The sequence below is a fragment of the Streptomyces sp. NPDC051738 genome, from assembly GCF_044453205.1.
In the GTDB taxonomy this organism is placed as follows: Bacteria; Actinomycetota; Actinomycetes; order Streptomycetales; family Streptomycetaceae; genus Streptomyces.
This window is the reverse complement of the sequence record NZ_JBITCM010000013.1, coordinates 121,249-147,019: the sequence shown is the minus strand read 5'-3', so window position 1 is coordinate 147,019 and position 25,771 is coordinate 121,249. Positions and strand designations below refer to the sequence as shown.

The 25,771-nt window shown below is 71.6% G+C and carries 15 protein-coding genes and 1 tRNA gene; 8 read left to right on the top strand and 8 right to left on the bottom strand.

Features of this window, described 5'->3' with window-relative positions:
• Nucleotides 1–88 precede the first annotated feature (88 nt).
• Nucleotides 89–160 (bottom strand) — tRNA-Gln (locus ACIA8X_RS28765).
• A gap of 213 nt (nucleotides 161–373) precedes the next feature.
• On the opposite strand from ACIA8X_RS28765, the gene ACIA8X_RS28760 reads away from it, so the two are divergent.
• Nucleotides 374–1,729 (top strand): sensor histidine kinase, encoded by a 1,356-nt coding sequence (locus ACIA8X_RS28760; protein WP_393455231.1) that lies wholly within the window; start codon nucleotides 374–376, stop codon nucleotides 1,727–1,729.
• A 62-nt stretch (nucleotides 1,730–1,791) separates the two neighbouring features.
• Here the strand turns inward: ACIA8X_RS28760 and ACIA8X_RS28755 are convergent, their stop codons facing one another.
• On the bottom strand, nucleotides 1,792–2,286 hold the full coding sequence (locus ACIA8X_RS28755) for an SUKH-3 domain-containing protein (protein ID WP_393455234.1): 495 nt from the start codon (nucleotides 2,284–2,286) through the stop codon (nucleotides 1,792–1,794).
• Nucleotides 2,287–2,381: 95 nt separating this feature from the next.
• Nucleotides 2,382–2,906, bottom strand: a complete 525-nt coding sequence (locus tag ACIA8X_RS28750; protein ID WP_393455237.1) for a YwqJ-related putative deaminase — start codon at nucleotides 2,904–2,906, stop codon at nucleotides 2,382–2,384.
• Between the two features lie 308 nt (nucleotides 2,907–3,214).
• On the opposite strand from ACIA8X_RS28750, the gene ACIA8X_RS28745 reads away from it, so the two are divergent.
• The 3 genes from ACIA8X_RS28745 to ACIA8X_RS28735 all read left to right on the top strand — a co-directional run bounded on the left by ACIA8X_RS28745 (nucleotide 3,215) and on the right by ACIA8X_RS28735 (nucleotide 8,579).
• Complete coding sequence (locus ACIA8X_RS28745; RefSeq protein WP_393455240.1) at nucleotides 3,215–4,240, top strand: SMI1/KNR4 family protein; 1,026 nt, start codon at nucleotides 3,215–3,217, stop codon at nucleotides 4,238–4,240.
• A gap of 8 nt (nucleotides 4,241–4,248) precedes the next feature.
• Entirely contained in the window at nucleotides 4,249–7,422 is a 3,174-nt protein-coding gene (locus ACIA8X_RS28740) for an SUKH-4 family immunity protein (protein ID WP_393455243.1), read from the top strand.
• Nucleotides 7,423–7,691: 269 nt separating this feature from the next.
• Nucleotides 7,692–8,579, top strand: coding sequence for a cellulose-binding protein (locus ACIA8X_RS28735; protein ID WP_393455246.1), 888 nt, complete (start codon nucleotides 7,692–7,694; stop codon nucleotides 8,577–8,579).
• Between the two features lie 234 nt (nucleotides 8,580–8,813).
• On the opposite strand, the gene ACIA8X_RS28730 is transcribed toward ACIA8X_RS28735, so the two are convergent.
• The 3 genes from ACIA8X_RS28730 to ACIA8X_RS28720 form a co-directional block, all read right to left on the bottom strand.
• Nucleotides 8,814–10,424, bottom strand: a complete 1,611-nt coding sequence (locus ACIA8X_RS28730) for a cation acetate symporter (RefSeq protein WP_393455249.1) — start codon at nucleotides 10,422–10,424, stop codon at nucleotides 8,814–8,816.
• Nucleotides 10,421–10,960, bottom strand: coding sequence for a DUF485 domain-containing protein (locus ACIA8X_RS28725; RefSeq protein WP_399459446.1), 540 nt, complete (start codon nucleotides 10,958–10,960; stop codon nucleotides 10,421–10,423). Before ACIA8X_RS28725 ends, ACIA8X_RS28730 begins: the two co-directional genes overlap by 4 nt.
• A gap of 226 nt (nucleotides 10,961–11,186) precedes the next feature.
• A complete protein-coding gene (locus ACIA8X_RS28720) occupies nucleotides 11,187–13,646 on the bottom strand; it encodes a hypothetical protein (RefSeq protein ID WP_399459445.1) in 2,460 nt (819 codons plus the stop codon).
• A gap of 202 nt (nucleotides 13,647–13,848) precedes the next feature.
• Between ACIA8X_RS28720 and ACIA8X_RS28715 the strand changes: the two genes are divergently transcribed.
• Entirely contained in the window at nucleotides 13,849–14,850 is a 1,002-nt protein-coding gene (locus ACIA8X_RS28715; protein WP_399459444.1) for an endonuclease/exonuclease/phosphatase family protein, read from the top strand.
• Nucleotides 14,851–14,902: 52 nt separating this feature from the next.
• On the opposite strand, the gene ACIA8X_RS28710 is transcribed toward ACIA8X_RS28715, so the two are convergent.
• A complete protein-coding gene (locus ACIA8X_RS28710) occupies nucleotides 14,903–16,411 on the bottom strand; it encodes an MFS transporter (protein WP_399459443.1) in 1,509 nt (502 codons plus the stop codon).
• A gap of 392 nt (nucleotides 16,412–16,803) precedes the next feature.
• Between ACIA8X_RS28710 and ACIA8X_RS28705 the strand changes: the two genes are divergently transcribed.
• Nucleotides 16,804–17,592, top strand: coding sequence for an ABC transporter ATP-binding protein (locus ACIA8X_RS28705; RefSeq protein WP_393455263.1), 789 nt, complete (start codon nucleotides 16,804–16,806; stop codon nucleotides 17,590–17,592).
• Nucleotides 17,589–20,159: an ABC transporter permease gene (locus tag ACIA8X_RS28700; protein WP_393455266.1), complete on the top strand. Its 2,571-nt coding sequence runs from the start codon at nucleotides 17,589–17,591 to the stop codon at nucleotides 20,157–20,159. Before ACIA8X_RS28705 ends, ACIA8X_RS28700 begins: the two co-directional genes overlap by 4 nt.
• 139 nt (nucleotides 20,160–20,298) lie before the next feature.
• Here the strand turns inward: ACIA8X_RS28700 and ACIA8X_RS28695 are convergent, their stop codons facing one another.
• A complete protein-coding gene (locus tag ACIA8X_RS28695) occupies nucleotides 20,299–21,753 on the bottom strand; it encodes a DUF2079 domain-containing protein (protein ID WP_393455269.1) in 1,455 nt (484 codons plus the stop codon).
• Nucleotides 21,754–22,206: 453 nt separating this feature from the next.
• Here ACIA8X_RS28695 and mfd point away from each other — a divergent pair, with 453 nt between their 5' ends.
• Nucleotides 22,207–25,737, top strand: coding sequence for a transcription-repair coupling factor (gene mfd, locus ACIA8X_RS28690; RefSeq protein WP_393455272.1), 3,531 nt, complete (start codon nucleotides 22,207–22,209; stop codon nucleotides 25,735–25,737).
• The last annotated feature ends 34 nt before the right edge of the window (nucleotides 25,738–25,771 follow it).

Sequence of the window (25,771 nt, the reverse complement as noted above, 5' to 3'; positions counted from 1 at the left end):
ATCCGCAGGATACCGGGGCGTTTCGTGGGGGACATGGGAGCGGGCCCTGACTGAGCTGTGATCAGTCAGGGCCCGAACCGAGCATGGGCTCCCCCGCCAGGACTCGAACCCGGACAGATGGCACCAAAAGCCACAGTGCTGCCAATTACACCACGGGGGATCAAACTCGACTAAACCGGACAGTTGGTCAGGCCGCCGAGTCGGCACCCAACACTATGCCGTACCGGGCGCCCTCCATGCGACGGTATGGATGGGCGCTCTTCGTGACGAGGGATATCGGGTGGTTTCGCTTACGTTCCGTCACGGAGTGTGGTGTAGGCCAGTCGTCAAAACTCCCCGGAAATCGGCGCCGTACGGCCCGTAGGCTGGAGTCATGACCACGACGGGGGAAGACCACGCCGAGGCTCCGCCACCGGGGGCAGGGCCGTGGTGGTGGGGCAGGTTGCGCAGTGCGGTGCTGGACGTGGGGCTGGGTGTCGCGTCAGCGTTGGAGTGCGGGGTCGAGGGGGCCGGGTTCGCGGGGGATGCCGGGATTCCGGTGGCCGCGGGGGTGGTGTTCGGGGTTCTGGCCGGCTCGGTGCTGGTGCTGCGGCGAAAGTGGCCCATCGCCGTAGTGCTCGTGTCGATCGCGGTGATGCCCGCCCAGATGGGGTTCCTGATGGGCATAGTCGGGCTCTACACCCTCGCCGCCTCCGAACTGCCGCGGCGGATCATCGCCTCGCTGGCGGGCATGTCGTTCGTCGGCATGCTGATCGTGACGTTCGTGTGGGTGCGGCAGGACGTGGCCCGGGGGGCGTTGACCTTTGGTGACTGGGTGATTCCGTTCGCCTCGGTCACCACCGCTCTCGGGATGACCGCGCCGCCCCTCCTGCTCGGGCTGTATGTCGGGGCCCGGCGGCGGCTGATGGAGAGCCTTCGGGAGCGGGCCGACAGTCTTGAGCGGGAGCTTCAGCTGCTCGCCGAGCGGGCGGAGGAGCGGGCCGAGTGGGCGCGCGGCGAGGAGCGGACGCGGATCGCCCGGGAGATGCATGACGTCGTCGCGCACCGGGTGAGCCTGATGGTCGTGCATGCCGCCGCGTTGCAGGCGGTGGCTCGGAAGGACCCCGAGAAGGCGGTGAAGAACGCCGCGTTGGTCGGGGACATGGGGCGGCAGGCGTTGACCGAGTTGCGGGAGATGCTCGGGGTGCTGCGGAGTGGGGGCGGTACGAGTGCTGTTGCCGGCGGTGGGGGGATGGTTCAGCAGGCTGTCGTACCGCTTGCGGCTGTGGGGGCCGCTGCCGCCGCCGCGGCCGACCGGGAGCGGGGCGGGCCGGAGGAGGGGGTTGCCGAGGGGCCCTGTCTGTCCGAGTTGGATGAGTTGATCGGGCAGTCGGCCGCCGCGGGGATGGTGGTGGATCTGTCGGTGGAGGGGGATTCGCGGTCGTATGCGCGGGAGATAGAGCAGACGGCGTTCCGGGTGGTGCAGGAGGCGTTGACCAACGTCCACAAGCATGCGGCGGGGGCGAAGACGCACGTGCGGCTGGCGCATCGGGTGACGGAGATCGCGATGCAGGTGGAGAACGAGCCGCCGCCGGAGGTGTCGTCGGCGTCGTCGGCGCGGTTGCCGTCGGGGGGTAACGGCCTGGTGGGGATGAAGGAGCGGGTCGTGGCGTTGGGCGGGGTGTTCGTGTCCGGGCCGACGGATGCGGGGGGTTTTCGGGTGTCGGCGGTGATTCCGGCGGCGGCGTAGCCGCGCGGCGTGTCGGGTCCCGTTGCCTTCCCGGGCTGTTGCTGTTGCGGCTCTTTCGGGGGTCAGCCCGCCGTCAGTCGTACCGGTTCTATGCCTGTGACCAGTCCGGAGAGGGCTTGGTCGATGTCGGGGCCGAGGTACCAGTCGCCGGTGTGGTCGAGGGTGTAGACGCGGCCTTCGGTGTCGATGGCGAGGAGGGCCTGGGTGTCGGTTTCGGCGCCGAGGGGGCAGACCTCGGTGTCGAGGGCGCGGCCGAGGTCGCCGAGGGTGCGGGCCATGTGGAGGCCGTGCAGCGGGTCGAAGTGGACGCTCGCGGGGGCGACCTGGCGGCCGGGGCCGTTGGGGGTGATGTGGAGGCCGCCGAATTCGGCCCAGGCTTCCACCGCGGCGGGGAAGACGGCGTGGCGGTGGCCGGCGGGTGAGGTGTGTTCGCGCAGGGTGTCGGCCCAGATCTCGGCCTGCTTGATGTCCCAGCGTCCGGGTTGCCAGCCGGCGGTGCGCAGGGCGGCGTCCACGGGGACGGGGAAGCGGGTGGTGGAGGTGCGGTCGGTGTGCATCTGCCCTTCGTTCGTCGGTGCCTATGGGACGTGCGGGGGGTTGAGTGGAGGGGGCGTGCGTGGGGTGGGACGTTCGTGGGGTGGGGTGGGGTGGGTCAGCCGCCTGCCGCTTTCGGGTCGACGATGTAGACGCCGAAATGGGTGCTGAGCGCGGTGCAGGCGCGGCAGGGGGCGGCGAAGCTGCCGTGCAGGGGGTCGCCGTCCTCGCGGATGCGGCGGGCGGTGAGCTTGGCCTGTTTGAGGGCTTTGCGGCCTTCGCCGTTGGTCATGGGTTTGCGGGCGGCGCGTTTGCTGCGGGTGGCGTCGACGGCGGCGAGGTGGCGGGAGATGAGGATGGTCTCGGCGCAGCGGCCGGTGAAGCGGTCGCGCTCGCCGCTGGTGAGGGTGTCGAGGAAGTCCTGGACGAGGTGGTGCAGCTCCGGGGGCTGGTCGCCGCGGGCGGCGGTGCCGGTGAGGGTGGCGCCGCGGACGGAGAGGGCCGCGGCGACGGTGGGGAGTATGCCGTCGCGGCGGTGGCGGAGGGCGGGCGCGTGGGGGGTTTCGGTGGCGCTCCAGCCGATGCGGGGGTCGCCTGACCTCGCCGCGTCGGGTCCCGTCTGCGTCGTGTTCATGATCGTCATCCCCTCCCGAGCATCCCCCGGGCATGCTCTCGGACGTCACAGAGTGCCAAACGGCGTGGCGGGTGCGGAAGCTGGGGCGGCGCGACACGCCCGGGTTTGGGCGGGCTGTCACGGCGGGGTGACGGCTGGTCACGGAAGCGGAGGGGGTCATGACCGGCGCCGGTGACCGGTGTCGTACTACCGCATAGGCTGTCGGCACCGCTTTCCATGCGGTGACGCGTGGACGCAGACGAGACAGTCGATACGGGGCGCCACGACCGAAGGTGGTCGTGGCGTCCCGTATCAGAACGCCGCAGGGGGCAACCGCCATGACGACAGGTCGGCTCGGGCAGCAAGCCGCGCCGCCGAACGCGGCCTACGCCGGGCAGGTCGTGCATTTCCCGGATCCGGTACGCGCGTCCCGTCACCCGAGAGGAGTACGGGTCGACGAGCGTGGTTACCCCGATTTCTCGCCGTACGCGCGTGCGGTGGCGGAGATCGCGGAGCCGCCGGAGGGCTTCGGTGTCGACGAGTTGCGGCTGACGGACTATGTGTCGGCGAACGCGGCGCTGGCGGCGTCGGGGCACGATCTGTGGGACACGGTGCCGGCGGTGGCGACGCCGCACGGCTGGACGTGGCATCACGTGATGGGTTCGCGGCGGCTGGAGTTGGTTCCGGTCGAGGTGAAGGCGTTGCTGCGGCATCACGGTGGGATCGCGACGTCGGCGGTGGACCAGAACAAGCGGGGGACGCGGCCGTTGCAGGACACGCGGCCGGCGCATTTCGGGCTGCCGAAGTCGGGTGTGGCGGTGACGGAGTCGCAGGTGCTGGGGGTCGAGGAGGACCTGGGGTATCGGCTGCCGGGTGCGTATCGGTCGTTTCTGAAGGCGGCGGGCGGGTGCGCTCCCGTGGGGACGGCTCTGGACGCGGAGTTGGGGCTGTTGGTCGATCAGCCGCTGTTCACGGTTCGGGACGAGGCGGCGATAAATGACCTGGTCTACGTCAACAAGTGCCTGCGGGACCATCTGACCAAGGACTATCTGGGTGTCGGGTTCGTGCAGGGCGGGTTGTTGGCCGTGAAGGTGCGGGGCGAGCGGCTCGGTTCGGTGTGGTTCTGCGCGTACGACGATGCGCGGGATGTGGATCCGGCCTGGCCGGCGGCCGATCGGGTGGAGCGCCTGCTGGTGCCGTGCGGTGAGGACTTCGACACGTTCCTGTCCCGGCTGGCGGGATCTCCGCCGGAGTTGGAGACGGTGGCGAATCTGATGGTGGACGGTGGGTTCGCGCGGGCGGTGCCGGTGGCTTCGCCGTCCGCTGCGTCTTCTGCGTCTTCTGCGGCTTCGGTGGGGGAGTGAGCTTCGCGATGGTGACGTTCGCACAGGCGCAGGAGCGCGCGGAAGAGTGGATCAACGGGGATGTGCCGTCGTACCAGCATCGTGAGGTGCGGGTGCGGGAGTTCGAGCTCGGGTTCGTGGTGTGGGCCGAGGACCGGGCGGACGGGCCCCGTTCGGGCGGGGGCGGTCAGCGGCTGGTTCTCGCCCGGGACAGCGGGGAGGCCACGTTGTGGCCGTCGCTGCCGGTGGGCGAGGTGATTCGCCGGTACGAGGAGGAGTACGGCCGTGGGGGAGCGGCGGCGCAACAGGCGCCGGCTGCTCCGGCTCGGGTGGACCTGAACCAGACGTCGTTCCTGCTGACGCCGCCGGAGTGGTTGCAGGAGGCGGCGGACAAGTTGGGGATCTCGGATCAGCGGCGGGATGGTGGGGCTGGGGACAGTTCTGGCGGTGGTGCGGGTGCGGGTGCCTCCGGCGGTACGTCGGGTGGGGTTCCGGTGGGGACGGGCTCGGATGCCGGTGCGTCTGCGGCTGGGGCTTCGGCGACTCCCGTGCCGGGTGTGCCTGAGGGCGCGACTCCGTGGGCCGGGACCGACACCAGCATCGATATCGGTGAGGACCGTTCCGTGCCGTTGCCGGAGACGGTGTTCGCGCCGCCGTTGAGTGGTGAGGACAGTGCGCCCCCGGATGCCGAGACGGCGTTGATGTCGGGTGGCAGCGGGCTTCCGCCCACGGTGGTCGGCGGCCAGGACGCGCCGGGTGCGCAGGGCAGCACGCCGCCGCCGGTGCCGGGTGGGTCGTCGTACGGGTATCCGCAGGGTGCGGGTGGGCCGGGTACGCCTGCGCCGGGTGCGACGCCGCCGCCTGCGCCGTCTTACGGCTACCCGCAGGGCGGGCCGGCCGGTGGTGCGGGTGTGCCGCAGGCGCCTGGTGCCCCGGGGCGGCCGCTCGCGCCGAACGCCGGGGACATCGCCGATGCGGCGACCAGTAAGGCGGCGCCTCCTTCGCGTGCGCGGGGTGGGGCGACGCCGCCGCCTCCGCCGGGTGCTCCGGGGATGCCGGGTGCGCGGGCGGGGAGTACGCCTCCGCCTGCGCCGGGTGCTCCGGGTACGCCGCCGGCGGGTGGGTACGTTCCGACGCAGCTCGTGTCGGCGTTGGGGCCGGATGGGCCTGAGGGTGCTGCGGGGTCGGGTGCGCCGCAGGGGCCGGGGGGCGCGAACGGGCCTGGCGCTCCGCAGCCGCCCGGTGCCCCGGGTGCTCCTGGTGCGCCCGGCGCGCCGAATCCGCCCGGTACGCCTCCGGGCGGGGTCCACCATGCCGCCACAATGCTGGCCGACCCGAGTCAGATGGGGGGTCCGCCGCAGCCCCCGGGTGCCCCGGGTGCCCCTGGTTCGCCGGGTGCGCCGAATCCGCCTGGCGTGCCCAACGCGCCTGGTGGTCCGGGTGCTTCGGGTGTGCCTGGCGCTCCGCAGCCGCCCGGTGTCCCCGGTGTTCCGGGTGCCCCGAATCCGCCTGGTGCCCCTAACGGGCCTGGTGGTCCGGGTGCTTCGGGCATGCCTGGCGCTCCGCAGCCTCCTGGAGTCCCCGGTGTTCCGGGTGCGCCTGGCATTCCCGGCGCCCCGCAGCCTCCCGGAGCTCCCGGCGCCCCGCACTCCCCGGGCGCTCCGCAGCCTCCCGGTATCCCCGGTGGGCAGGGCGCCCAGGGCTCTGCAGGCGGCGCTCGCGGTGCCGTTCACCACGCGGAGACGGTGCTGGCCGCGCCCCCGGTGGGCGGCCCTGGTGTTCCTCCGCCTCCGCAGGCACCCGGCGGTCTGCCGCAGCCTCCGGGTGCGCCCGGCGCTCCAGCCGGTCCCGGCGCCGCCCTTGGTGCTCCCCACGCGCCCGGCGCCCCCGGTGCCCCTGGCATGCCTCCCGCCCCGGGCGCCCCCGGCGCCCCCGGCGCCCCGCTACCCCCTGGCGTACCCGGCTCTCCCGGCATGCCGCCTGCCCCCGGCGCTCCACAACCGCCTGGCGCACCCGGCATCGCCGGCTCTCCCGGCATGCCCCCGGCCCCGGGAGTCCCCGCCCCACCCGGCGCCCCCGGCATGCCCTCGGCCACCCCCCAGCCCCCGATGCCGCCAGGTGCCGTACCGCCGCCCGGCCAGCCCGGACACCCCGGCCCTCCGGCCCCGGCCCAGCCCTCCGCACCGGGCCAACCTCCGGCCTACGGCTACCCCCAGCCCCCCACCGGCCAGCCGACTGTCGGCCCCGGCTACCAGGCCGTTCTCCGCTACCGCGCGCAGGACGGATCGGAGCAGCAGTTGATTCGGCGTTCGGCGCCGGGGACTCCGCATCCGGAGTGGCAGATCTTCCATGAGCTGCGGGGCATGAACGTGCCGTCGGACCAGGTGCTGGAGCTGCACACGGAGTTGGAGTCGTGCGAGCTGCCGGGTGCGTACTGTGCGCGGATGATCCGGGAGCAGTGGCCGCAGGCGCGGATCACGTCCATCGCGCCGTACGGCATGGACCACGCGAGCCGGCAGCAGGGCATGCGGCAACTGCTCGCCCACCAGGGTGAGTTGCACCAAGTGGCCGACGGGCCCGCCCGCCCGGCGCCGGTGCGCGCCCCGCTGCCGCAGGTGCAGCAGGCGCCGCCGATTCCGCCGGAGGGTGTGGCGCAGGAGCTGGCGGGGACGTTCGGGCCGGGGATCTTCCGGTTCGAGCAGGCCGCCGTGTCCCGGCAGGGCGTGCCGCCGGTCGTGGCGCACAGCCTGGTCGTCGGTGGTCTGCCGATGGACCTGGGTCCGTTCTTCTGGGCGCAGGCCCAGCCGGGGCGGCCCGTTCCGACGCTGGCGGAGCTGGCGCAGGAGCGTGGGGTGCAGCCGGCGTCGGACGCGGGGTCGTACCTCGTCATGGGCAGCGACTTCGGCAAGGCGCTCTGTGTCCAGTACGGGACGGCGAGCATCGTCGCCGTGCCGGTGGAGGCGGGCCCGGGCGGTGCGCCCGTACCGCCGCAGTTCGTGAACACGGGCCTGCCCGAGTTCCAGCGCTGCCTGGCGCTGCTCGGCCGGATGTGGCGTCTTCGCTTCGGCCTGAACCAGGAGCAGGCGGGCCGCTGGACCGTCGACTTCCAGGCCCAGCTGGCCTCCCTCGACCCGGCGGCGCTCGGGTCGCCGGAGAGCTGGTGGTCGGTGCTGCTGGAGCAGATGTGGGACGGGTTGCTGTGACACCACCCGATCGCTCCTTCTGAAGTGACGTCTGACGTGACATCACCCGGCTGCCGCTGACAGCGGCGTGCGGGGGTGAAAGGGCCGGCTCTCGGTTGTGCGACCGGGAGCCGGCCCTTTCGTATGCGCCCATATGCGCTTTTCCTGCGGGCTCAGTGCCTCCGCCCGTGTCCCGCAAGCGGAGTGTCGCGTTATGAACGCTTCCGCCCGATACATCAAGATGTGCGCTAAATCATCATTTTCGCTTCCTCGGCGGAGAGGGGTTCAGGATGAGCGGCGCACCGGGCTCACTCCACGACTTCGTGGTCGTACGCGGGCGTGGCTACCGTCCCGACCAGGTCGACGCCTACGTCGATGCCGTCTTTCGAAGCCGTGACGCCGCCTGGGAGCGGGCCGCCCGGCTCACCGTGCTCGCCCGGGAGATGGAGGAGGAGGCGGAGCGGTTGCGGGAGACGGTGGCGCAACTGTCCCCGCAGACGTACGAGACGCTCGGGGAGGGCGCGCGGCGGATCTTCGAGTTGGCGGAGGCGGAGGCCGCGGTCATGCGGGAGGGGGCGCGGCAGGACGCGCGGCGCGTGGTGGAGGAGGCGCAGGTGTACGCGGAGGGCGTGCGGGAATCGGCGCAGGCGCACGCCGAGGTCGTGGTCGTCGAGGCCGATGAATACGCCCGTCAGCGGTTGCTCGCGGCGCGCGGTGAGGCGGGGGAGATCCGTATCGCCGCCCGGCGGGCGTTGAAGGAGGGGCGCGGGGAGGTGCTCGGGCCGTTGCGGGAGACGCGGCAGCGCACCAACGGTCTGCTCACCGACCAGGCGAAGGACCAGGCCGCGCGGGCTGCCGACGTCGAGCGGGAGGCCGAGGAGCGGATGGCCGCGCTGCAGGCGTCGGAGGTGGAACGGGTGGCGCGGGCCGAGGCCTCGGTGGCCGAGGCCGAGCTGGTGCTGGCGGACGCGGAGAACTCGGCGAAACGGTTGCAGGAGGAGGCGCGGGCGCACGCGACCGAGCTGCTCGCGGAGGCTCGGAAGCGCGCGGAGGAGATCGCCCAGGAGACGGATCGGATGCTGCACGAGCACGGGAAGACGTGGGACGAGGTGCGCACGCACATGGACCAGATGCGCAACAGCCTGATGACGCTGACCCGGCAGGCGTCCCAGGAGTGAGTGACGCCGGTTGCGGGCCGGTACGTTCGGGCAAGGGCCCCGAAGGCCCGGGCGCCGAGATGCACCCCGCCCGGACGCCGAGATGCACCCCGCCCGGACGCCGAGATGCACCCCGTCCGGACGCCGAGTTACACCCCGCCCGGCGAGTGACCCGAACACCGGGCCACCCCACGGCACTCCCTGCCTCCCTCGGCCCTCCGCTCAGCCCTCCTTCGGCCTCGCTCGGCCCTCCGCTCAGCTCCCCCTCCGCACCGCCCCCGCCAGAATCCACCCCTCCACGGCCTCGTACTGCCGTCGCTGTTCCTCCGACTTGCCCCGCCCGGACGCGACCGTCCCCAGCCACCCGAGGAGGAACCCGGCCGGAATCGACACGAGCCCGGGTGTCGTGAAGGGGAACCAGTTGAAGTCGGCCTCGGGGAAGGCGGAAACCGGTGACCCGGAGACAAGATTGGTCCCCGGCATCAGGACCAGCACCACCGCCGAGCCGCCGATCAGCGTCCACAGCAGGCCGGCGCGGGTGTACCGGCGCCAGAACAGGCTGTAGACGAGGGCCGGCGCGATGGCGGAGGCGCCGAGGGTGAAGGACAGGGTCACCAGTGGCTGCAGGCTGCGGTGCTGGACCATCGTCGCCAGCACGATCGCCGGGACGCCCACCGCCAGCGCCGACAGTCGCGCCACCGCCATCTCGCGGCGGCCGGACAGCTCCCGCAGCCGGGTGGCGAACACGTCATGGGCGAGGGAGTTCGCGCAGGCGAGGATCATGCCCGCGACCGAGGCGAGCACGGTCAGGAAGATGGCCGTGGTGACCGCGGTGAAGACGAGCGTCTCCATGGTGGAGACGTCGGCGCCGAACGCGGCCCTGGTACCCAGCAGATACGCCGTGTTGCCCTGCGGATCCGCCCCGGCGATCACCTCCCGCCCGATCAGCGCCGTGGCGCCGAAGCCGACCACCGTGATGACCAGCACGAACAGCGCCACGCTGGACACCGCCCAGGACATGGACCGTCGCACCTGGCGCGCACCGCTCGCCGTGTACATACGCATCGTGATGTGCGGCAGAACCGCACCGCCGAGGACGACGGCCATCTGGGAGCTGATCATGTCGAGGCGGGGATGCGGACCGCCCGCGAACTGCAGCCCCGACTCCAGGAACGCCGACCCGACCCCGCTCTGCGCGGCCGCCGCGTCGAACAGCGCGCCCGGGTCCCAGTCGAACCGCCCCAGCACCAGTACGGCGACCACGGCGCCCGACCCGAGCAGCATCACCATCTTCAGGATCTGGATGAGGGCCGTGCCCTTCATCCCGCCGATCGCCGCGTAGCTGATCATCAGCACACCCAGTCCGACGATGCACCCCGTCTTCAGGGAGTCGCCCGAGAACCCCAGGATGAACGCCAGCAGCTGCCCGGTCCCCGCCAACTGCACCAGCATCAGCGGCACCAGCGCGGCCAGCGTCACCGCGCAGGCCGCGACGCGCACGCCCCGCCCCGGCATCCGGCGCGCCAGCGCGTCGCCCATCGTGAACCGGCCCGCGTTGCGCAGGGGTTCGGCGAGCAGGAACATCAGCAGCATCAGCGACAGGGCCGTGCTCAGCGCCAGCACGATGCCGTCGTAGCCGCACAGCGCGACCACCCCGGTCGTGCCCAGAACGGTCGCCGCGCTGATGTAGTCGCCCGCGATCGCCAGGCCGTTGCGCATGGGGGACAGGGAGCTGTAGCCCGTGTAGAACTCGTCGAGGTCGTCCCGGTCCGGGCCCATCATCACGCACAGCAGCAGCGTGATCGTGGCCACGGTGCAGAACGCGACCAGCGACCAGGCCTGCGCGTCCGAGCTGAAGTCTGTCATCGCCGGGCCTCCCTGTTGCCGGCCTCGCGCTTGGCCTCCACCGCGGCCTCCTTGCGGATGCGGTCCGCGAGCGGGTCGACGTAACGGCCGGCCGTGTGCTCGTACAGCCATATCGCCAGCCAGGTGACGGGCAGTTGGAGCAGCGCGAGCAGCAGGCCGGTGGGCAGCCCGTCGGTGACCGTGCTCGTCATGAATCCCGGCGCGAAGGCGGACAGGATCAGGAAGAGGGTGAAGTACCCGAGCGCGGTGAGCGTGGCCACGCGCCGCTGCCAGCGGTAGGCGGTGCGCAGGATCCGCAGGTCGCTGTGGTGCCCGAGGGGCGGGTGGTCCGGGGTTCGGTGGCGTGGGGGTGCGGTCGGCTCCGGCGGGGTGGGGGGTTGCCAGGGGTAGGTGGCGTACGAGGGGGACGCGGACGGAGACGGGGGTGCCGGTGTGGCCGGGTACCGCGGGAACGGCGAGAACGGGTCGTGCGGGTCGTGCCGGTCGTGCCGGTCGTGCGGGTCGTGCGGGTCGTACGGGTGGTACGGGGAGGACATCCCGGTGCTCCTTGCGCGGCTCGGGTCCGGTGTGGCGGACCGCAGGGAGTGTGGGGGGCGGGCGAACCACGCACGTTACTGCGCAGTACCGGGGATGGTCGAGGGTTTCACCAAACTGAGTGGTCGGTACGCGCTTGCTCCACCGAATCGTGCCTGACCTGGGGTGTTACCCGGGTTAACTCGGACTTTTGGATCCGCTGTGGGGCTACTGGAGGCGACCGCGGCACTACTTGAGGTGAACGAGGGCCACGCTGCCGGGCACCTCGCCGCGCCCGCCGACCAGGTTGTCGAGCCGCGCCCGGAACGCCAGCCGCCGATCCACCCGCCGCCGCACCGAACTCCCCGCCACGACCACGAACTCCACACCGACCCGCCCCTCGGCCGGCACCCACACCCGCGTCCCCGCCACCGGCTCCACCGACCATCCCGCCCCCATCGCCTCCGCCGCGAGGGTCACGTACTGCCCCGAGCCACCGAAGTTGTAGACGTCGACGGTCATGCGCGTACGGCGGCCGAGGCGGTAGCCGTACGGCGGCGGCGCGTCGCCGTTGTCCTTGCCGGGCGCGGCGTTGCGGGCGGCGTAGCGCTGGCTGAGGACGATGTGCTCGGCGGGGGAGAGAGCGCGGGAGGGTGCGCGGGAGAGCGCGCCGGGGCCGCGGCGCACACCGGCACCCTGTAGGTCGGGAGATCCGGCACGCGGCGAGACGACGTAGACCGGATCCGGCGACGCGATCACGGCGGCCCCCTCCGGCAGGTCCGCCAACGGCCGCCCCATGATGTCGTAGGCCACCCTTGGCACCGGCACGCGCAGCCGCACGCGCGTGTGCCGCTCGGCCCACACGACCGTCACCCGCTGCCGGCATCCGTCGTCGAAGGCGAACCCCCGGACGCCGTCGGGCAGATGCCGCACCGGCCCGACGAAGTGCGCCGCGCCGAGCAGCGAGGTCAGCGCGGCGAAGGCGCTGTAGGCGGGGAGGGGCCCGAAGTCCCGGTCGAGGAGGCCGAAGTACACGCCGTCGTCGTGCAGCGGCGGCCCCGCGAACCAGAACTGCCGGCCGTTCCCGGCGGCCAGGCCCTCCACCATCGACCGCACCAGGAACCGTGCCTGGACGCGCTCCTGCGCCGGATCGGGGTCGCGCGACGTCTCCAGGAACGCTCCGCACTCCGTCATCCACAGCGGCACATCATCGGCCCCGTGCCGCCGGGCGAGCGTGTGCTGCTCGTCCGCCGCGCCGGGGAACGCGGGATCGTCCTGCTCGGCGGGATCGGGATAGCCGTGAAAGGCCCACACATCGGCGTACCGGACGACGTCGTTCGCGAGCATCAGGTCCTGGAAGGGGCCGGACTGCGCGATGCCGGGCAGGACGACGAGCGGCGGTTCGTCGCAGGCGTCCTTGATGCCGAGCGCCGCAGCCTTCACGAACGCGGCGTGGGCGTCGCCGGTGCTGCGGGTGGTGTCGACGTCGGGCTCGTTGGAGAGCTGGAGCGCCTGAGGGGCGGCCAGGGCGAGGCGGCGGGCGTAGCGGTAGGCGTGGCGCAGGTCCGCCGGGAGGGGGAGCGAGGCGTCGGTCATCGCCCACTCGGGGGCGGGGGAGAGGACGTCCAGGACCGCGAGACCGTGGGCACGCAGCGTGCGGGTGAGGCGGTCGTGGTGCGCGGTGTCGTACGCACCGGGTGCGGGCTCGGCGACCGGCCAGGACTGTCCGTCGCGGATCCAGGCGGCCCCCATGTCCCGTACGGCGGCGGCGAATTCGTCCAGCCGGGAGGGCGGCAGGAGGGAGGACGCCCAGACGTTGACGCCGAAGCGGTTGGCGGTCGCGTCGGTGACCGCGGGGCGGGCCGGGAGGCGGGCGAAGGTGCTGGTCGTGCCGTCGTCGGTGCGGATGCGGTAGTGGCCGGGCGGGAGGTCGGCGGGGAGGGGGACCGTCGTGGTGGTGTGGCCTGCGCGGATGGTCGTACCGCCGTCGGTGACCTGGTGGCCGGAGTGGTCGGTGACGGTGTAGCGGACGGGGTGCGGGCGGGTGGCGTGTCCGTCGAGGGTGAGGCGGAGGTGGGCCTGGGTGCCGACGCGGTGGCGGCGGACATGGGCCTCGCGGAGAGCCGGGCCGGGCAGGGGGCGCAGGGTGAGGTGGTCCAGAGAAAGGGCGTAAGCAATTGTGCTGTCAAGGATCGTGGGCTCGATGACCCGCAAGGTGAACGTGTTGTCCCCACCGCGGAGTTCCCAGGTTCCGAGATCCAGGACGGACAGGTCGCCCCAGGCGGGCGGAGAGCCGTACCAGTGCGGTTGGGAGCGGGCGAGGTCGGTGAAGGGGCCGTCGTTGACCGACAGTTGGAGGTACGAGGCGACGGCCTCCGTGTGCGGTGTCTCCACGGGCGCGGTCGCGACGGCGGTGAGCGCGTAGACGTGGGAGTGGGAGTGGGAGTGCGAGTGCGGGACGTGGACGCGGTACGTGGCGAACCAGCCGGTGTCCGGCGGGGGGTGCTCGCTCGTGAGCAGGGCGAGGTAGCGGCCACCGGAGGCGCGGCGGTCGCGGGCGACCGGGATGTTCGTGCGGGTCGGGGACTCGCCGGGGACGGTGATCCCTTCCGGGCCGGCCGCGCGGGCGGTGCGCGTGCCGATGCCCGTCGTCGCCGCCACCGTCGCGCCCAAGCCCGCCACCATCGCCGTACGCCTGTTGAATTCCATGACTCCAGCAGACCTGGCGGCAAGGCGACCGGGCGTCCTCCGGGAGGGTGGTCCGTCCCCGGAACGGGGATGAGGGGGTGCCCTAGGGGCGGTGGATGGTGCGGAGTTGGCGAACGCGATACCCGCGTCCGGCTGAACCGTCCTCGAAACTGATCCACTGCGCGGCTCGTCTTGGAAAGCGAGATCAAGAGGACGGGAAGCCATGGTGGAGCGGGCGGACGAGCGGGCGGACAGTGGTGTGACGTCGGCGGTGAAGGCGGTGAATGCGGTAACGGCGGCCCCGTGGGCGCGGGGACGGGTGCTCGCGGCACTCGCCGTACTGACCGCCGCGCTGCTGGTGTTCCACCGGGCGGTGCCCAACTCCGTGGGGCGGCTGGGCAGTCTGCTGGAAGCCTTCCTGCCGTGGCTCGGCCTGGTGGTCGTGGTGCTGTTCGGCGCGGCCCTGCTGCGCCGGTCGGCCATCGCACTGGTGGCCCTCCTGCTGCCGGTCGCGGCCTGGACGCACCTCATCGGCGGGCTGCTCCTGCCCGCGGCGAAGCCCGGCGCGCGCGAGCTGGTCGTGGTGCAGCACAACGTCAGCGACGAGAACGACGACCCGGCGGGCACCGCCCGCGCCCTCGCCGACGCCGAGCCCGATCTCATCGCGCTGGAGGAGCTGGTGCCGCGGGCGCTGCCGGTCTATGAGAAGGCGCTCGCCCGGGACTTCCCGTACCACGCGGTCCGGGGCACCGTCGGGCTCTGGTCGAAGCATCCGCTCACCGGTGTCCGGCTGGTGGACATAAAACCCCGGGGGATCACGGAGGCCTGGAGTCGCGGGCTGCGGACTGTGGTCCACACGCCGCACGGCGTCGTCGCGGCGTACGTCGCGCATCTGCCCTCGGTCCGCGTCCGGGCGAGCGGCCTCGCGTCCTCCTGGCGCGACGAGAGCGCCGAACTGCTGGGCCGGGCCGTCGCCGCCGAGAAGCTGGGAACGGTGCTTCTGTTGGGCGACCTCAACGGCACCGTCGACGACCGTGGGCTGGCCCCGCTGACCTCACGGATGAACGTGGCGGAGCGGGGCTTCGCCTTCAGTTTCCCCGCCAACCTGCCGCTGGCCCGGATCGACCAGGTGATGGCCCGCTCCGCGACCGTCGGTCACATCCGCACCCTGCCCGCCACCGGCAGCGACCATCTGCCGGTCGCGGCCCGCATCACCCTGGGCTGACGCATGAGCATGCGTCGCTGCCCACGCGTGCGGGAACCCGAGTCATCCGGGGTTACTGTCCGTCTTCCTTGAGCACCGGGAAGCGCCTCGGCGCCAGCAGCAACAGCACAAGGAAGGCCAGCGCGGCCGCGCAGGACGCCCCCAGATACACGGCGTGCACCGCGTCGGCGATGGCCCGTCGGGTGGCCTCCGGGGCCGTGCCGCCGGAATCCAGCGCCCGCGTCACCGAGTCCAGGTCGCTCGCCCCGCCGAGCCGCGACGCCAGCACCCCGTTCGCCACCGCGCCGAAGAGCGCCGCGCCCACCGTCTGGCCGGTCTGCCGGCAGAAGAGGATGGACGCCGTCGCCGTACCCCGCTCCGACCAGCCGACCGTCGACTGCACGCCGATGATCAGCGGCAGTTGGAACAGGCCCAGTGCCGCGCCCAGCAACAGCATCAGCAGCGTCGGCTGCCAGGCCTGCCCGGGATACGGCAGGAACAGGAACGCCAGCAGGATCAAGGAGGCCGCTGCGATGCCCAGCATCGCCGTGTTGCGGAAGCCGATCCTTCGGTACACGTGCTGGCTGAGCGCGGCCGACACCGGCCAGCTCAACGTCCAGACGGACAGCACGAATCCGGCCGCCACCGGGGCCAGGCCGAGCACCGCCTGCGCGTACGTGGGGAGGAAGACCGCCGGGGCCACCATCAGCAGTCCCAGCGCGCCCAGCGCCAGGTTCACCGCCGCGATCGTCCGGCGTCGCCACACCCACCCGGGGATGATCGGCTCGGCCGCCCGGCGCTCCACCAGCACCACGACCGCCGCGAGGGCAAGTCCCGTACCGAAGAGGGCGAAGGACGGCGCCGAGAGCCACGGCCACGCCACCCCGCCCTGCACCAGCGCCGTCAGCAGCACGCCCCCGCACGCGAACACCGCCAGCGCGCCCGCCCAGTCGATACGCGCGCGTGTGCCCGTCGTTTCGCGTTCCGGCTCGTGCAGATGGCGCACGATCAGCCACAATGCCACCGCCCCTATGGGCAGGTTGATGAGGAAGATCCAGCGCCAGTCCGCGTACGCCGCCAGGACCCCGCCCAACCCAGGTCCGGCCACCGCCGAAAGCGCCCACACCGTGGACAACTTGGACTGGATCTTCGGGCGTTCCTTGAGCGGGTACAGGTCGGCGGCCAGCGTCTGGACCGTGCCCTGAAGGGCCCCGCCGCCCAGCCCCTGCACGATCCGGAACGCGATCAGCGCCGCCATGTTCCACGCCACCGCGCACAGCAGCGACCCCAGCAGGAATAGCACGGCGCCCGCGATCAGCACCGGCTTGCGGCCGAAGGTGTCGGAGAGCTTGCCGTAGACCGGGAGGGTCACGGTCACGGCCAGCAGGTATCCGGAGAAGAGCCAGGAGAAGACCGAGAAGCCGCCCAGGTCACCGACGATCTGGGGTACGGCCGTGGAGACGATGGTGGAGTCGAGTGCCGCCAGCGCCATCGCGAGCATCAGAGCCGCGACCACGGCTCGGCGCCTGTCGGTTCCGGTGCGCTGTGCGGTGTCGCGTATCGCGGGTGTCGTACCGCCCACCGCGGTCCCTCCCTGTTGCTTTCCCCTTGCACCTATCTGCCGCCGAACAGCTTCCCACTTGACCCTGACGCCGCGGGAGGGTGGAGCCTGGATGCGTCCAACGGGGGAGACGACCCTGAGAAGGGGTCCACCGGTGGGAGGACTGCCCCTAGGGGGACCTCCGTACTAGGTCTCGGGGAGGGTTCGTACCGCCGGAGGACGAGACGGGGCAGGGCTCGTCCTTAACCTGGCTTTACGCCGCTGGGGGGCGGCTGACCGAACCAACGGGGGTGGGGTTTTCCCCCGCACAAGACGGGGCCGGGCACCAGCGCGCCGGACCCTCTCCCGCCACGAGACTGACTGTCGTAGCAAGTTCTCGTGATTCACCTGTTGAGCGACTTAGGAGACATACCGTGACATCGGCTGTGACCATTCCCAGGCACGGGGGCACTGGAGGGCGTACGGCCGTTGCCGCGCGGGCGCGGCAGGTCGTCAAGGCGTACGGGTCGGGGGAGACCCGTGTCGTCGCTCTCGACCATGTCGACGTGGACATCGCGCGTGGCCAGTTCACCGCGATCATGGGCCCCTCGGGGTCCGGCAAGTCCACGCTCATGCACTGCCTCGCCGGGCTCGACACCGTCACCGGCGGTCAGATCTACCTCGACGAGACCGAGATCACCGGGCTGAAGGACAAGAAGCTCACACAGCTGCGCCGGGACCGGATCGGCTTCATCTTCCAGGCGTTCAACCTGCTGCCGACGCTCAACGCCCTGGAGAACATCACGCTGCCCATGGACATAGCGGGCCGTAAGCCGGACAGCCAGTGGCTCGGTCGCGTGGTCGACACGGTCGGCCTCTCCGACCGGCTCAAGCACCGGCCCACCCAGCTCTCCGGCGGTCAGCAGCAGCGCGTCGCCGTCGCCCGTGCCCTGGCCGCCCGCCCGGAGATCATCTTCGGCGACGAGCCGACCGGAAACCTCGACTCGCGCGCGGGTGCCGAAGTCCTCGGCTTCCTGCGGCGATCCGTCGACGAGCTCGGGCAGACCATCGTGATGGTCACGCACGACCCCGTCGCCGCCTCGTACGCGGACCGCGTGCTGTATCTCGCCGACGGGCGCATCGTCGACGAGATGTACAAGCCGACCGCCGACGCCGTCCTGGACCGCATGAAGGACTTCGACGCCCGGGGACGTACGTCATGACCGTCCTGAAGACCTCCATGCGCAACTTCTTCGCGCACAAGGGGCGGATGGCGCTGTCGGCCGTGGCGGTGCTGCTGTCCGTCGCCTTCGTGTGCGGGACGCTGGTGTTCACCGACACGATGAACACCACCTTCGACAAGCTCTTCGCCGTCACCTCGTCCGACGTCACCGTCAGCCCCAAGGACGCCAAGGACGAGGACAACGGCGCCGGCACCGGCAAGCCCGTCTCGCTGCCCGCCTCGGCCGTCGAGCAGGTCGCGGCCGTAGACGGCGTCAAGAAGGCGGAGGGCGCGGTCGCCTCGACGAGCGTGACCGTCGTCAACTCCGAGAACAAGAACATGGGTTCCACCACCGGCGCGCCCACCTTCGCCGGCAACTGGACCCAGAACGACCTGAAGTCCATGGAGATCACCTCCGGGCACGCCCCGCGCGGGCCCACCGAGGTCATGGTCGACGCGGACACCGCCGACAAGCACGACCTCAAGCTGGGCGACGAGTTGCGCACGATCGCCGCCACCGGCGACATCCGCGCGCGGATCGTCGGCATCGCCTCCTGGAAGGTGACCAACCCGGGCGCGGCCGTCGTCTACTTCGACACCGAGACCGCCCAGCGCACCCTGCTCGGCGCGACCGGCCGCTTCACGCAGGTCTCCGTCACGGCGGCGGCCGGCGTGAGCGACGCACAGCTCAAGAGCAATGTCGCCTCGGCCCTGGACGGCCCGTACAAGATCCAGACGGCCAAGGAGAACGCCGACGAGAACCGCAAGGACGTCGGCGCGTTCATGAACGTCATCAAGTACGCCATGCTCGGCTTCGCCGGGATCGCGTTCCTGGTCGGCATCTTCCTGATCATCAACACCTTCTCGATGCTGGTCGCCCAGCGCACCCGCGAGATCGGCCTCATGCGGGCGATCGGCTCCTCACGCCGGCAGGTCAACCGGTCCGTGCTGGTGGAGGCGCTGCTGCTGGGCTTCGTCGGATCGATCCTCGGCGTCGGTGCCGGTGTCGGCATCGCGGTCGGCCTGATGAAGCTCATGTCGATGGCCGGCATGAACCTCTCCACCGACGACCTGACGGTGAAGGTGACGACCCCTGTCGTCGGCCTGGTCCTGGGCGTCGTGGTGACCGTGCTGGCCGCCTACCTCCCGGCCCGCCGGGCCGGAAAGGTCTCCCCGATGGCCGCCCTGCGCGACGCCGGCACGCCGGCCGACGGCAAGGCGGGCTGGATACGCGGCCTGATCGGACTGGTCCTAACCGGCGCGGGCGCCTTCGCCCTCTACGCGGCGGCCACCGCCGACAAGGCGAGCGACGGCGCGCTGATGCTGGGCGGCGGCGTGGTGCTGTCCCTGATCGGCTTCGTGGTCATCGGCCCGCTGCTCGCGGGCGCCGTCGTCCGCGTGATCAGCGCGGTCCTGCTGCGGGCCTTCGGCCCGGTCGGCCGCATGGCTGAGCGCAACGCCCTGCGCAACCCGCGCCGTACCGGTGCCACGGGCGCCGCCCTGATGATCGGCCTCGCGCTGGTGGCGTGCCTGTCGGTGGTCGGCTCCTCGATGGTCGCCTCGGCGACGAGCGAGCTCGACAAGTCCGTCGGCGCGGACTACATCGTCATGACCCAGCAGCAGCGGATCGTGCCGCTGGCCGAGAAGGCGATGCAGGAGACACCGGGCCTCGCCCACGTCACCCGCTACACGGACGTCGACGCCACCCTGACCTCGCCGGACGGCAAGACCGACGACACCGGGCTCACGGCCGCGGACCCGACCTACGCCGAGGACGTGCGCCGTACGACCACGGAGGGCACCCTCTCCGCCGCCTACGGCAAGGACGCCATGTCGGTCGGCACCGACTACGCCAAGAAGCACGGCGTGCACGTCGGTGACACCATCACGGTCGCCTTCAAGGGCGGCGAGACGGCCAAGCTGAAGGTCGCGGCCATCACGGACGACGACACCTCCATCGACCAGGGCGCCCGCTACACGAGCATGGAGACCCTGTCGAAGTACCTCCCCGCCGACCGGATCCCGCAGAGCGTGATCATGTTCGCCAAGGCGAAGGAGGGCCAGGAGGAGGCGGCGTACGCGGCCCTGAAGAAGTCCCTGCACGACTACCCGCAGTACCAGGTCCGCGACCAGACCGACTACAAGCAGGAGCTCAAGGACCAGGTCGGCCAGCTCCTGAACATGGTCTACGGCCTGCTCGCCCTGGCGATCATCGTCGCGGTCCTCGGCGTGGTGAACACCCTGGCGCTGTCGGTGGTCGAGCGGACGAGGGAGATCGGCCTCCTCCGCGCGATCGGCCTCTCCCGCCGCCAGCTGCGCCGCATGATCCGCATGGAGTCGGTGGTGATCGCCCTGTTCGGCGCCCTGCTGGGCCTGGGGCTCGGCATGGGCTGGGGCGCGACGGCCCAGCAGCTGCTGGCTCTGGAGGGCCTGAACGTCCTCGACATCCCCTGGCCGACGATCATCGGGGTCTTCATCGGCTCGGCGTTCGTGGGGCTGTTCGCGGCACTGATCCCGGCGTTCCGGGCGGGCCGGATGAACGTACTGAACGCGATAGCCACCGAATAACCAACCGATCGGCCGACCGAGTAGCCACCGCACACGGGGGTTGCGGGGGACGGGCCCGGCCCGGAGGGGATCACCTTCCGGACCGGGCCCAAGGTCATGATTCGCTGTTGGCCATCGGCTATGGACTCTTGGCTCTTGGCTATTGGCTCTGCCGCTTGAGGAGTACGACTCCGTAGGCGGTGCCCTGGACGGTGTACCGGGCGTCGGGGTGGAGGGCCTTGGAGTAGGCCTCGACGTCGCGGTAGCGCTTGCGGGAGTTGTCGAGGGCGATGAAGTCGGGGTTGATGCCGCGCGTGTTGGTGATCCAGAAGACGCGGCAACGCGAGGTGAGCCGGCTGATCGGGGCGATGTTCGCCTCGACGGAGGCCCCGTCCGGCACCTCGGCCAGCAGCCGCTCGATGGCGCTCACGCGCGCGGGCTTGCGATAGATCTCGCTCTCGGTCAGCGCGGACAGCGGCAGCGAGGTGGTCAGCGCGAGGGAGGCGGCGGCGACGGCGGCCGGCAGGTGATGGACGTACGACCGCAGCCACGCGCGCGGGCTGTTGCGGGTGCTGTCGAGGGCGTCGACGAGGGCGAGCGTGACGACGGGCATCAGGACGGCGCTGTAATGCCAGTCGGTGCCCCAGTACTCCGAGTAAGAGGAGACGAACCGCCACCCCAGGGTGGGCAGGGCGATGAGCAGGATCGGGGACCGGAGGGCGAGCAGCCCGGTGGTGGGGATGAGCAGCCAGCCGAGGGTGCGGAGCTTGGTGTCGAGGCCGTCGAAGGGGCCACCGCCGTCCGACTCGCTGACCTTGTTCCAGTAGTCGTAGGTGCCGGCGGTGTTGAAGCTCGGTATGACGACCAGGAGCGTGACGGCGACGGCCAGCACGCCGAAGACGGCGACGCCGATCGCGTACCGGGCGTCGCGCGCCGAGTGCGGTCGAGCCCGCAGGGCGACGACCAGGGCGAGGACGGCGAGCGTCATCCCCAGGTCTTCCTTCACGAGGACGAGGGGCAGCGCCCAGAGCAGGGCGGCACGCCAACGCCGGGCGAGCAGCGCCTCCAGGCTGAAGGCGATGAGCGGTACGGCGAAACAGATCTCGTGGAAGTCGAAGTCCACGGCCTGCTGCAGCCCCCACGACAGCCCGTACGCGACGCCGATCGCGAGCCCACGCGGCCGCCCGAGCAACCGGGAGGCAGCGCGGGTCACCGGGACGGCGGAGAGGGCGAAGAGCGCGGCCTGGGCGACGAGCAGCGTGACCGGGGACGGGAAGACCCGGTAGAGCGGTGCGAGGAGGGCGGTCACCGGGCTGAAGTGATCGCCCAGGATGTTGAAGCCCGGTGCCTTGAGGTCGGCCACGGGTCCTTGCAGATGCGCGTAGGAGCGGATGACCTGCTCGAAGATGCCCAGATCCCAGGACCGCTGCCCCAGATGCCGATAACGCCCCACGGAGACGACCGCATACCCCACGAAGAGCACCGCGGCGAGCAGCCACGGATCACGCCGGCCCGCATCGGACCGCTCGGCCCCCGAGCGTCCGGACGTGGCCTGCGTCGGTATGTGGGGCTCGGAGGACGTGTTCGGCGTCGCAGAGGGAGCGGGGGTGGGCATGAGGGGACCCTACGCGGTGTACATGCGTGGCCTTCACTCGCCGGGGGGACCGGGGCGGAATCCCGGGTGCACGGGAGGGGGACTTCGTCCCGTGAGCCGTCCCCCTTTCGATGCCGGTCCGTGCCCTTCAGCCCGTCCGGCGTTTGAGGACGAGGCCCTTTCGGGGCCGAAGCGGGGGTCTGGGGGCGGCAGCCCCCAGAAAGGCCCCGGGGTCGAAGGGGCGGCAGCCCCTGGGGATGGGACGGGTAGGGGCGGCGGGGGCGAGAAACGACCGCCCGCCGAGCAGCGCAGCACAACCGCGCCGCACACACCCGCAACAACGCCCCCCACCAGAGAACGGACGTTATCCACAGCCCCGGCACCCGCCCGCGCAGCGACGTACGCTGGAACCCCCCGGCCCGTGACACGCGTCGGGCCCGTCGCGTTGCCCACCCCGGACGAAAGCGCCCCCGAATGAGCCTGCACGGTCTGCTCGACGCCGTAGTCAAGGACACCGCCCTCGCGGAAGCGATCACGGCCGCCGCAGACGGCAACCGCATGCACGTGGACCTGGTCGGCCCCCCGGCGGCCCGCCCGTTCACGATCGCCGCCCTCGCCCGCGAGACCACCCGCCCCCTCCTCGCGGTGACGGCGACGGGTCGGGAGGCCGAGGACCTGGCGGCAGCCCTGCGCTCCCTCCTCCCCCCGGCGGGCGTCGTGGACTACCCGTCCTGGGAGACCCTCCCGCACGAGCGCCTCAGCCCCCGCAGCGACACCGTGGGCCGCCGTCTGGCCGTCCTGCGCCGCCTGGCCCACCCCCGCCCCGACGACCCCGAGACGGGCCCGGTCTCCGTCGTCGTAGCCCCCGTCCGCTCGGTCCTCCAGCCGCAGGTCAAGGGCCTCGGCGACCTGGAACCGGTAGCCCTGCGGACCGGGCAGACCGCCGACCTCAACGCCACCGTGGAGGCCCTCGCGGCCGCGGCGTACGCGCGCGTGGAGCTCGTCGAGAAGCGTGGCGAGTTCGCCGTACGAGGCGGCATCCTCGACGTCTTCCCGCCCACCGAGGAACACCCCCTGCGCATCGAGTTCTGGGGCGACGACATCGAGGAGATCCGCTACTTCAAGGTCGCCGACCAGCGCTCCCTCGAAGTCGCCGAGCACGGCCTGTGGGCGCCGCCCTGCCGCGAACTCCTCCTCACCGACGACGTGCGCGCACGCGCGCGTGCCCTCGCCGAACAGCACCCGGAACTCGGCGAACTGCTCGGCAAGATCGCCGAGGGCATCGCCGTCGAGGGCATGGAGTCCCTCGCGCCCGTCCTCGTCGACGACATGGAACTCCTCCTCGACGTCCTGCCCAAGGGCGCGATGGCCGTCGTATGCGATCCGGAACGGGTACGCACGCGTGCGGCCGATCTCGTGGCCACGTCCCAGGAGTTCCTGCAGGCGTCCTGGGCCGCCACGGCCGGCGGCGGCGAGGCGCCCATCGACGTCGGCGCGGCCTCCCTGTGGTCCATCGCGGACGTCCGTGAGCGCGCCCGCGAGCTGGACATGATGTGGTGGTCGGTGTCGCCCTTCGCGGCCGACGAGACGCTCGACGCGGACACCCTCAAACTCGGCATGCACGCGCCCGAGTCGTACCGCGGCGACACCGCGAAGGCCCTCGCCGACACCAAGGGCTGGCTCGCCGACGGCTGGCGCACGGTCTTCGTGACCGAGGCCCACGGCCCGGCGGCGCGTACGGTCGAGGTGCTCGGCGGCGAGGGCGTGGCGGCGCGCCTGGAGGCGGACCTGGGGGAGATCTCCCCGTCCGTCGTGCACGTCGCGTGCGGCTCGATCGACTACGGCTTCGTGGACCCGCTGCTCAAGCTGGCCGTCCTGACCGAGACCGACCTCTCCGGACAGAAGGCGGCCGGCAAGGACGGCGCCCGGATGCCGGCCCGCCGCCGCAAGACCATCGACCCGCTCACTCTGGAGACGGGCGACTACATCGTCCACGAGCAGCACGGCGTCGGCCGCTACATCGAGATGGTGCAGCGGACCGTGCAGGGCGCCACGCGCGAGTACCTCGTCGTGGAGTACGCCCCCGCCAAGCGCGGCCAGCCCGGCGACCGGCTGTACATCCCCACCGACCAGCTGGAGCAGATCACCAAGTACGTCGGCGGTGAGGCCCCCACGCTGCACCGCCTGGGCGGCGCCGACTGGACGAAGACCAAGGCGCGGGCCAAGAAGGCCGTCAAGGAGATCGCGGCCGACCTGATCAAGCTCTACAGCGCGCGTATGGCGGCGCCCGGGCACGCCTTCGGCTCGGACACCCCCTGGCAGCGCGAGCTGGAGGACGCCTTCCCGTACGTCGAGACGCCCGACCAGCTCACGACCATCGCCGAGGTCAAGGAGGACATGGAGAAGTCGGTCCCGATGGACCGTCTGATCTGCGGCGACGTCGGTTACGGCAAGACGGAGATCGCGGTGCGAGCCGCGTTCAAGGCCGTGCAGGACGGCAAGCAGGTGGCCGTACTGGTTCCCACCACCCTCCTGGTGCAGCAGCACTTCGGGACGTTCTCGGAGCGTTACTCGCAGTTCCCGGTGAACACCCGCGCCCTGTCCCGCTTCCAGACCGACACGGAGGCGAAGGCGGCCCTTGAGGGCCTCAAGGACGGCTCGGTGGACATCGTGATCGGTACCCACCGTCTGTTCTCCTCGGAGACCAAGTTCAAGGACCTGGGCCTGGTCATCGTCGACGAGGAGCAGCGCTTCGGCGTCGAGCACAAGGAGCAGCTGAAGAAGCTGCGCGCGAACGTGGACGTACTCACGATGTCCGCGACTCCGATCCCCCGAACCCTGGAGATGGCGGTCACGGGCATCAGGGAGATGTCGACGATCACGACACCCCCCGAGGAGCGCCACCCGGTCCTGACCTTCGTCGGCCCCTACGAGGAGAAGCAGATCGGCGCCGCGATCCGCCGGGAACTGCTGCGCGAGGGCCAGGTCTTCTACATCCACAACCGGGTCGAGTCGATCGACCGGGCGGCCGCCCGCCTGCGCGAGATCGTCCCCGAGGCGCGTATCGCCACAGCCCACGGCCAGATGTCGGAACAGGCGCTGGAGCAGGTGGTCGTCGACTTCTGGGAGAAGAAGTTCGACGTCCTGGTGTCCACGACGATCGTCGAGTCCGGCATCGACATCTCCAACGCCAACACCCTGATCGTGGAGCGCGGCGACAACTTCGGCCTGTCCCAGCTGCACCAGCTGCGCGGCCGGGTGGGCCGAGGCAGGGAGCGAGGCTACGCCTACTTCCTCTACCCGCCGGAGAAGCCCCTGACGGAGACGGCCCACGAGCGCCTGGCGACCATCGCCCAGCACACGGAGATGGGCGCGGGCATGTACGTCGCCATGAAGGACCTGGAGATCCGCGGCGCCGGCAACCTGCTCGGCGGCGAACAGTCCGGCCACATCGCGGGCGTCGGCTTCGACCTGTACGTCCGTATGGTCGGCGAGGCGGTCGCGGACTACCGGGCGTCCCTGGAGGGCGGGGTGGAGGAGGAGCCGCCGCTGGAGGTCAAGATCGAGCTCCCGGTCGACGCCCACGTCCCGCACGACTACGCGCCGGGCGAGCGACTCCGCCTCCAGGCCTACCGCTCCATCGCCTCCGCCAACACGGAGGAGGACGTCAAGGCCGTACGAGAGGAACTCACCGACCGCTACGGCAAGTTGCCGGAGCCGGTGGAGAACCTCCTCCTGGTGGCAGGCCTACGCATGCTGGCACGCGCGTGTGGAGTCGGCGAGATCGTCCTGCAGGGCAACAACATCCGCTTCGCGCCGGTGGAGTTGCGCGAGTCGCAGGAGCTCCGGCTCAAGCGGCTCTACCCGGGCACCGTCATCAAGCCGGCCGTGCACCAGGTGCTGGTGCCGCGCCCGAAGACCGCGAAGGTGGGCGGGAAGCCGCTTGTCGGGCGGGACTTGCTCGGGTGGGTCGGCGAGTTCCTGGCGTCGATCCTGGGGTCGTGACCCGGCCCGGGGTGCGGGACGCGGCGGCCGGGCC

Coding starts and splice junctions, on each gene's coding strand:
- ACIA8X_RS28760 (WP_393455231.1), top strand. CDS start 374: ATGACCACGACGGGGGAAGACCACGCCGAGGCTCCGCCACCGGGGGCA.
- ACIA8X_RS28755 (WP_393455234.1), bottom strand. CDS start 2,286: ATGCACACCGACCGCACCTCCACCACCCGCTTCCCCGTCCCCGTGGAC.
- ACIA8X_RS28750 (WP_393455237.1), bottom strand. CDS start 2,906: ATGACGATCATGAACACGACGCAGACGGGACCCGACGCGGCGAGGTCA.
- ACIA8X_RS28745 (WP_393455240.1), top strand. CDS start 3,215: ATGACGACAGGTCGGCTCGGGCAGCAAGCCGCGCCGCCGAACGCGGCC.
- ACIA8X_RS28740 (WP_393455243.1), top strand. CDS start 4,249: ATGGTGACGTTCGCACAGGCGCAGGAGCGCGCGGAAGAGTGGATCAAC.
- ACIA8X_RS28735 (WP_393455246.1), top strand. CDS start 7,692: ATGAGCGGCGCACCGGGCTCACTCCACGACTTCGTGGTCGTACGCGGG.
- ACIA8X_RS28730 (WP_393455249.1), bottom strand. CDS start 10,424: ATGACAGACTTCAGCTCGGACGCGCAGGCCTGGTCGCTGGTCGCGTTC.
- ACIA8X_RS28725 (WP_399459446.1), bottom strand. CDS start 10,960: ATGTCCTCCCCGTACCACCCGTACGACCCGCACGACCCGCACGACCGG.
- ACIA8X_RS28720 (WP_399459445.1), bottom strand. CDS start 13,646: ATGGAATTCAACAGGCGTACGGCGATGGTGGCGGGCTTGGGCGCGACG.
- ACIA8X_RS28715 (WP_399459444.1), top strand. CDS start 13,849: ATGGTGGAGCGGGCGGACGAGCGGGCGGACAGTGGTGTGACGTCGGCG.
- ACIA8X_RS28700 (WP_393455266.1), top strand. CDS start 17,589: ATGACCGTCCTGAAGACCTCCATGCGCAACTTCTTCGCGCACAAGGGG.
- ACIA8X_RS28695 (WP_393455269.1), bottom strand. CDS start 21,753: ATGCCCACCCCCGCTCCCTCTGCGACGCCGAACACGTCCTCCGAGCCC.
- mfd (WP_393455272.1), top strand. CDS start 22,207: ATGAGCCTGCACGGTCTGCTCGACGCCGTAGTCAAGGACACCGCCCTC.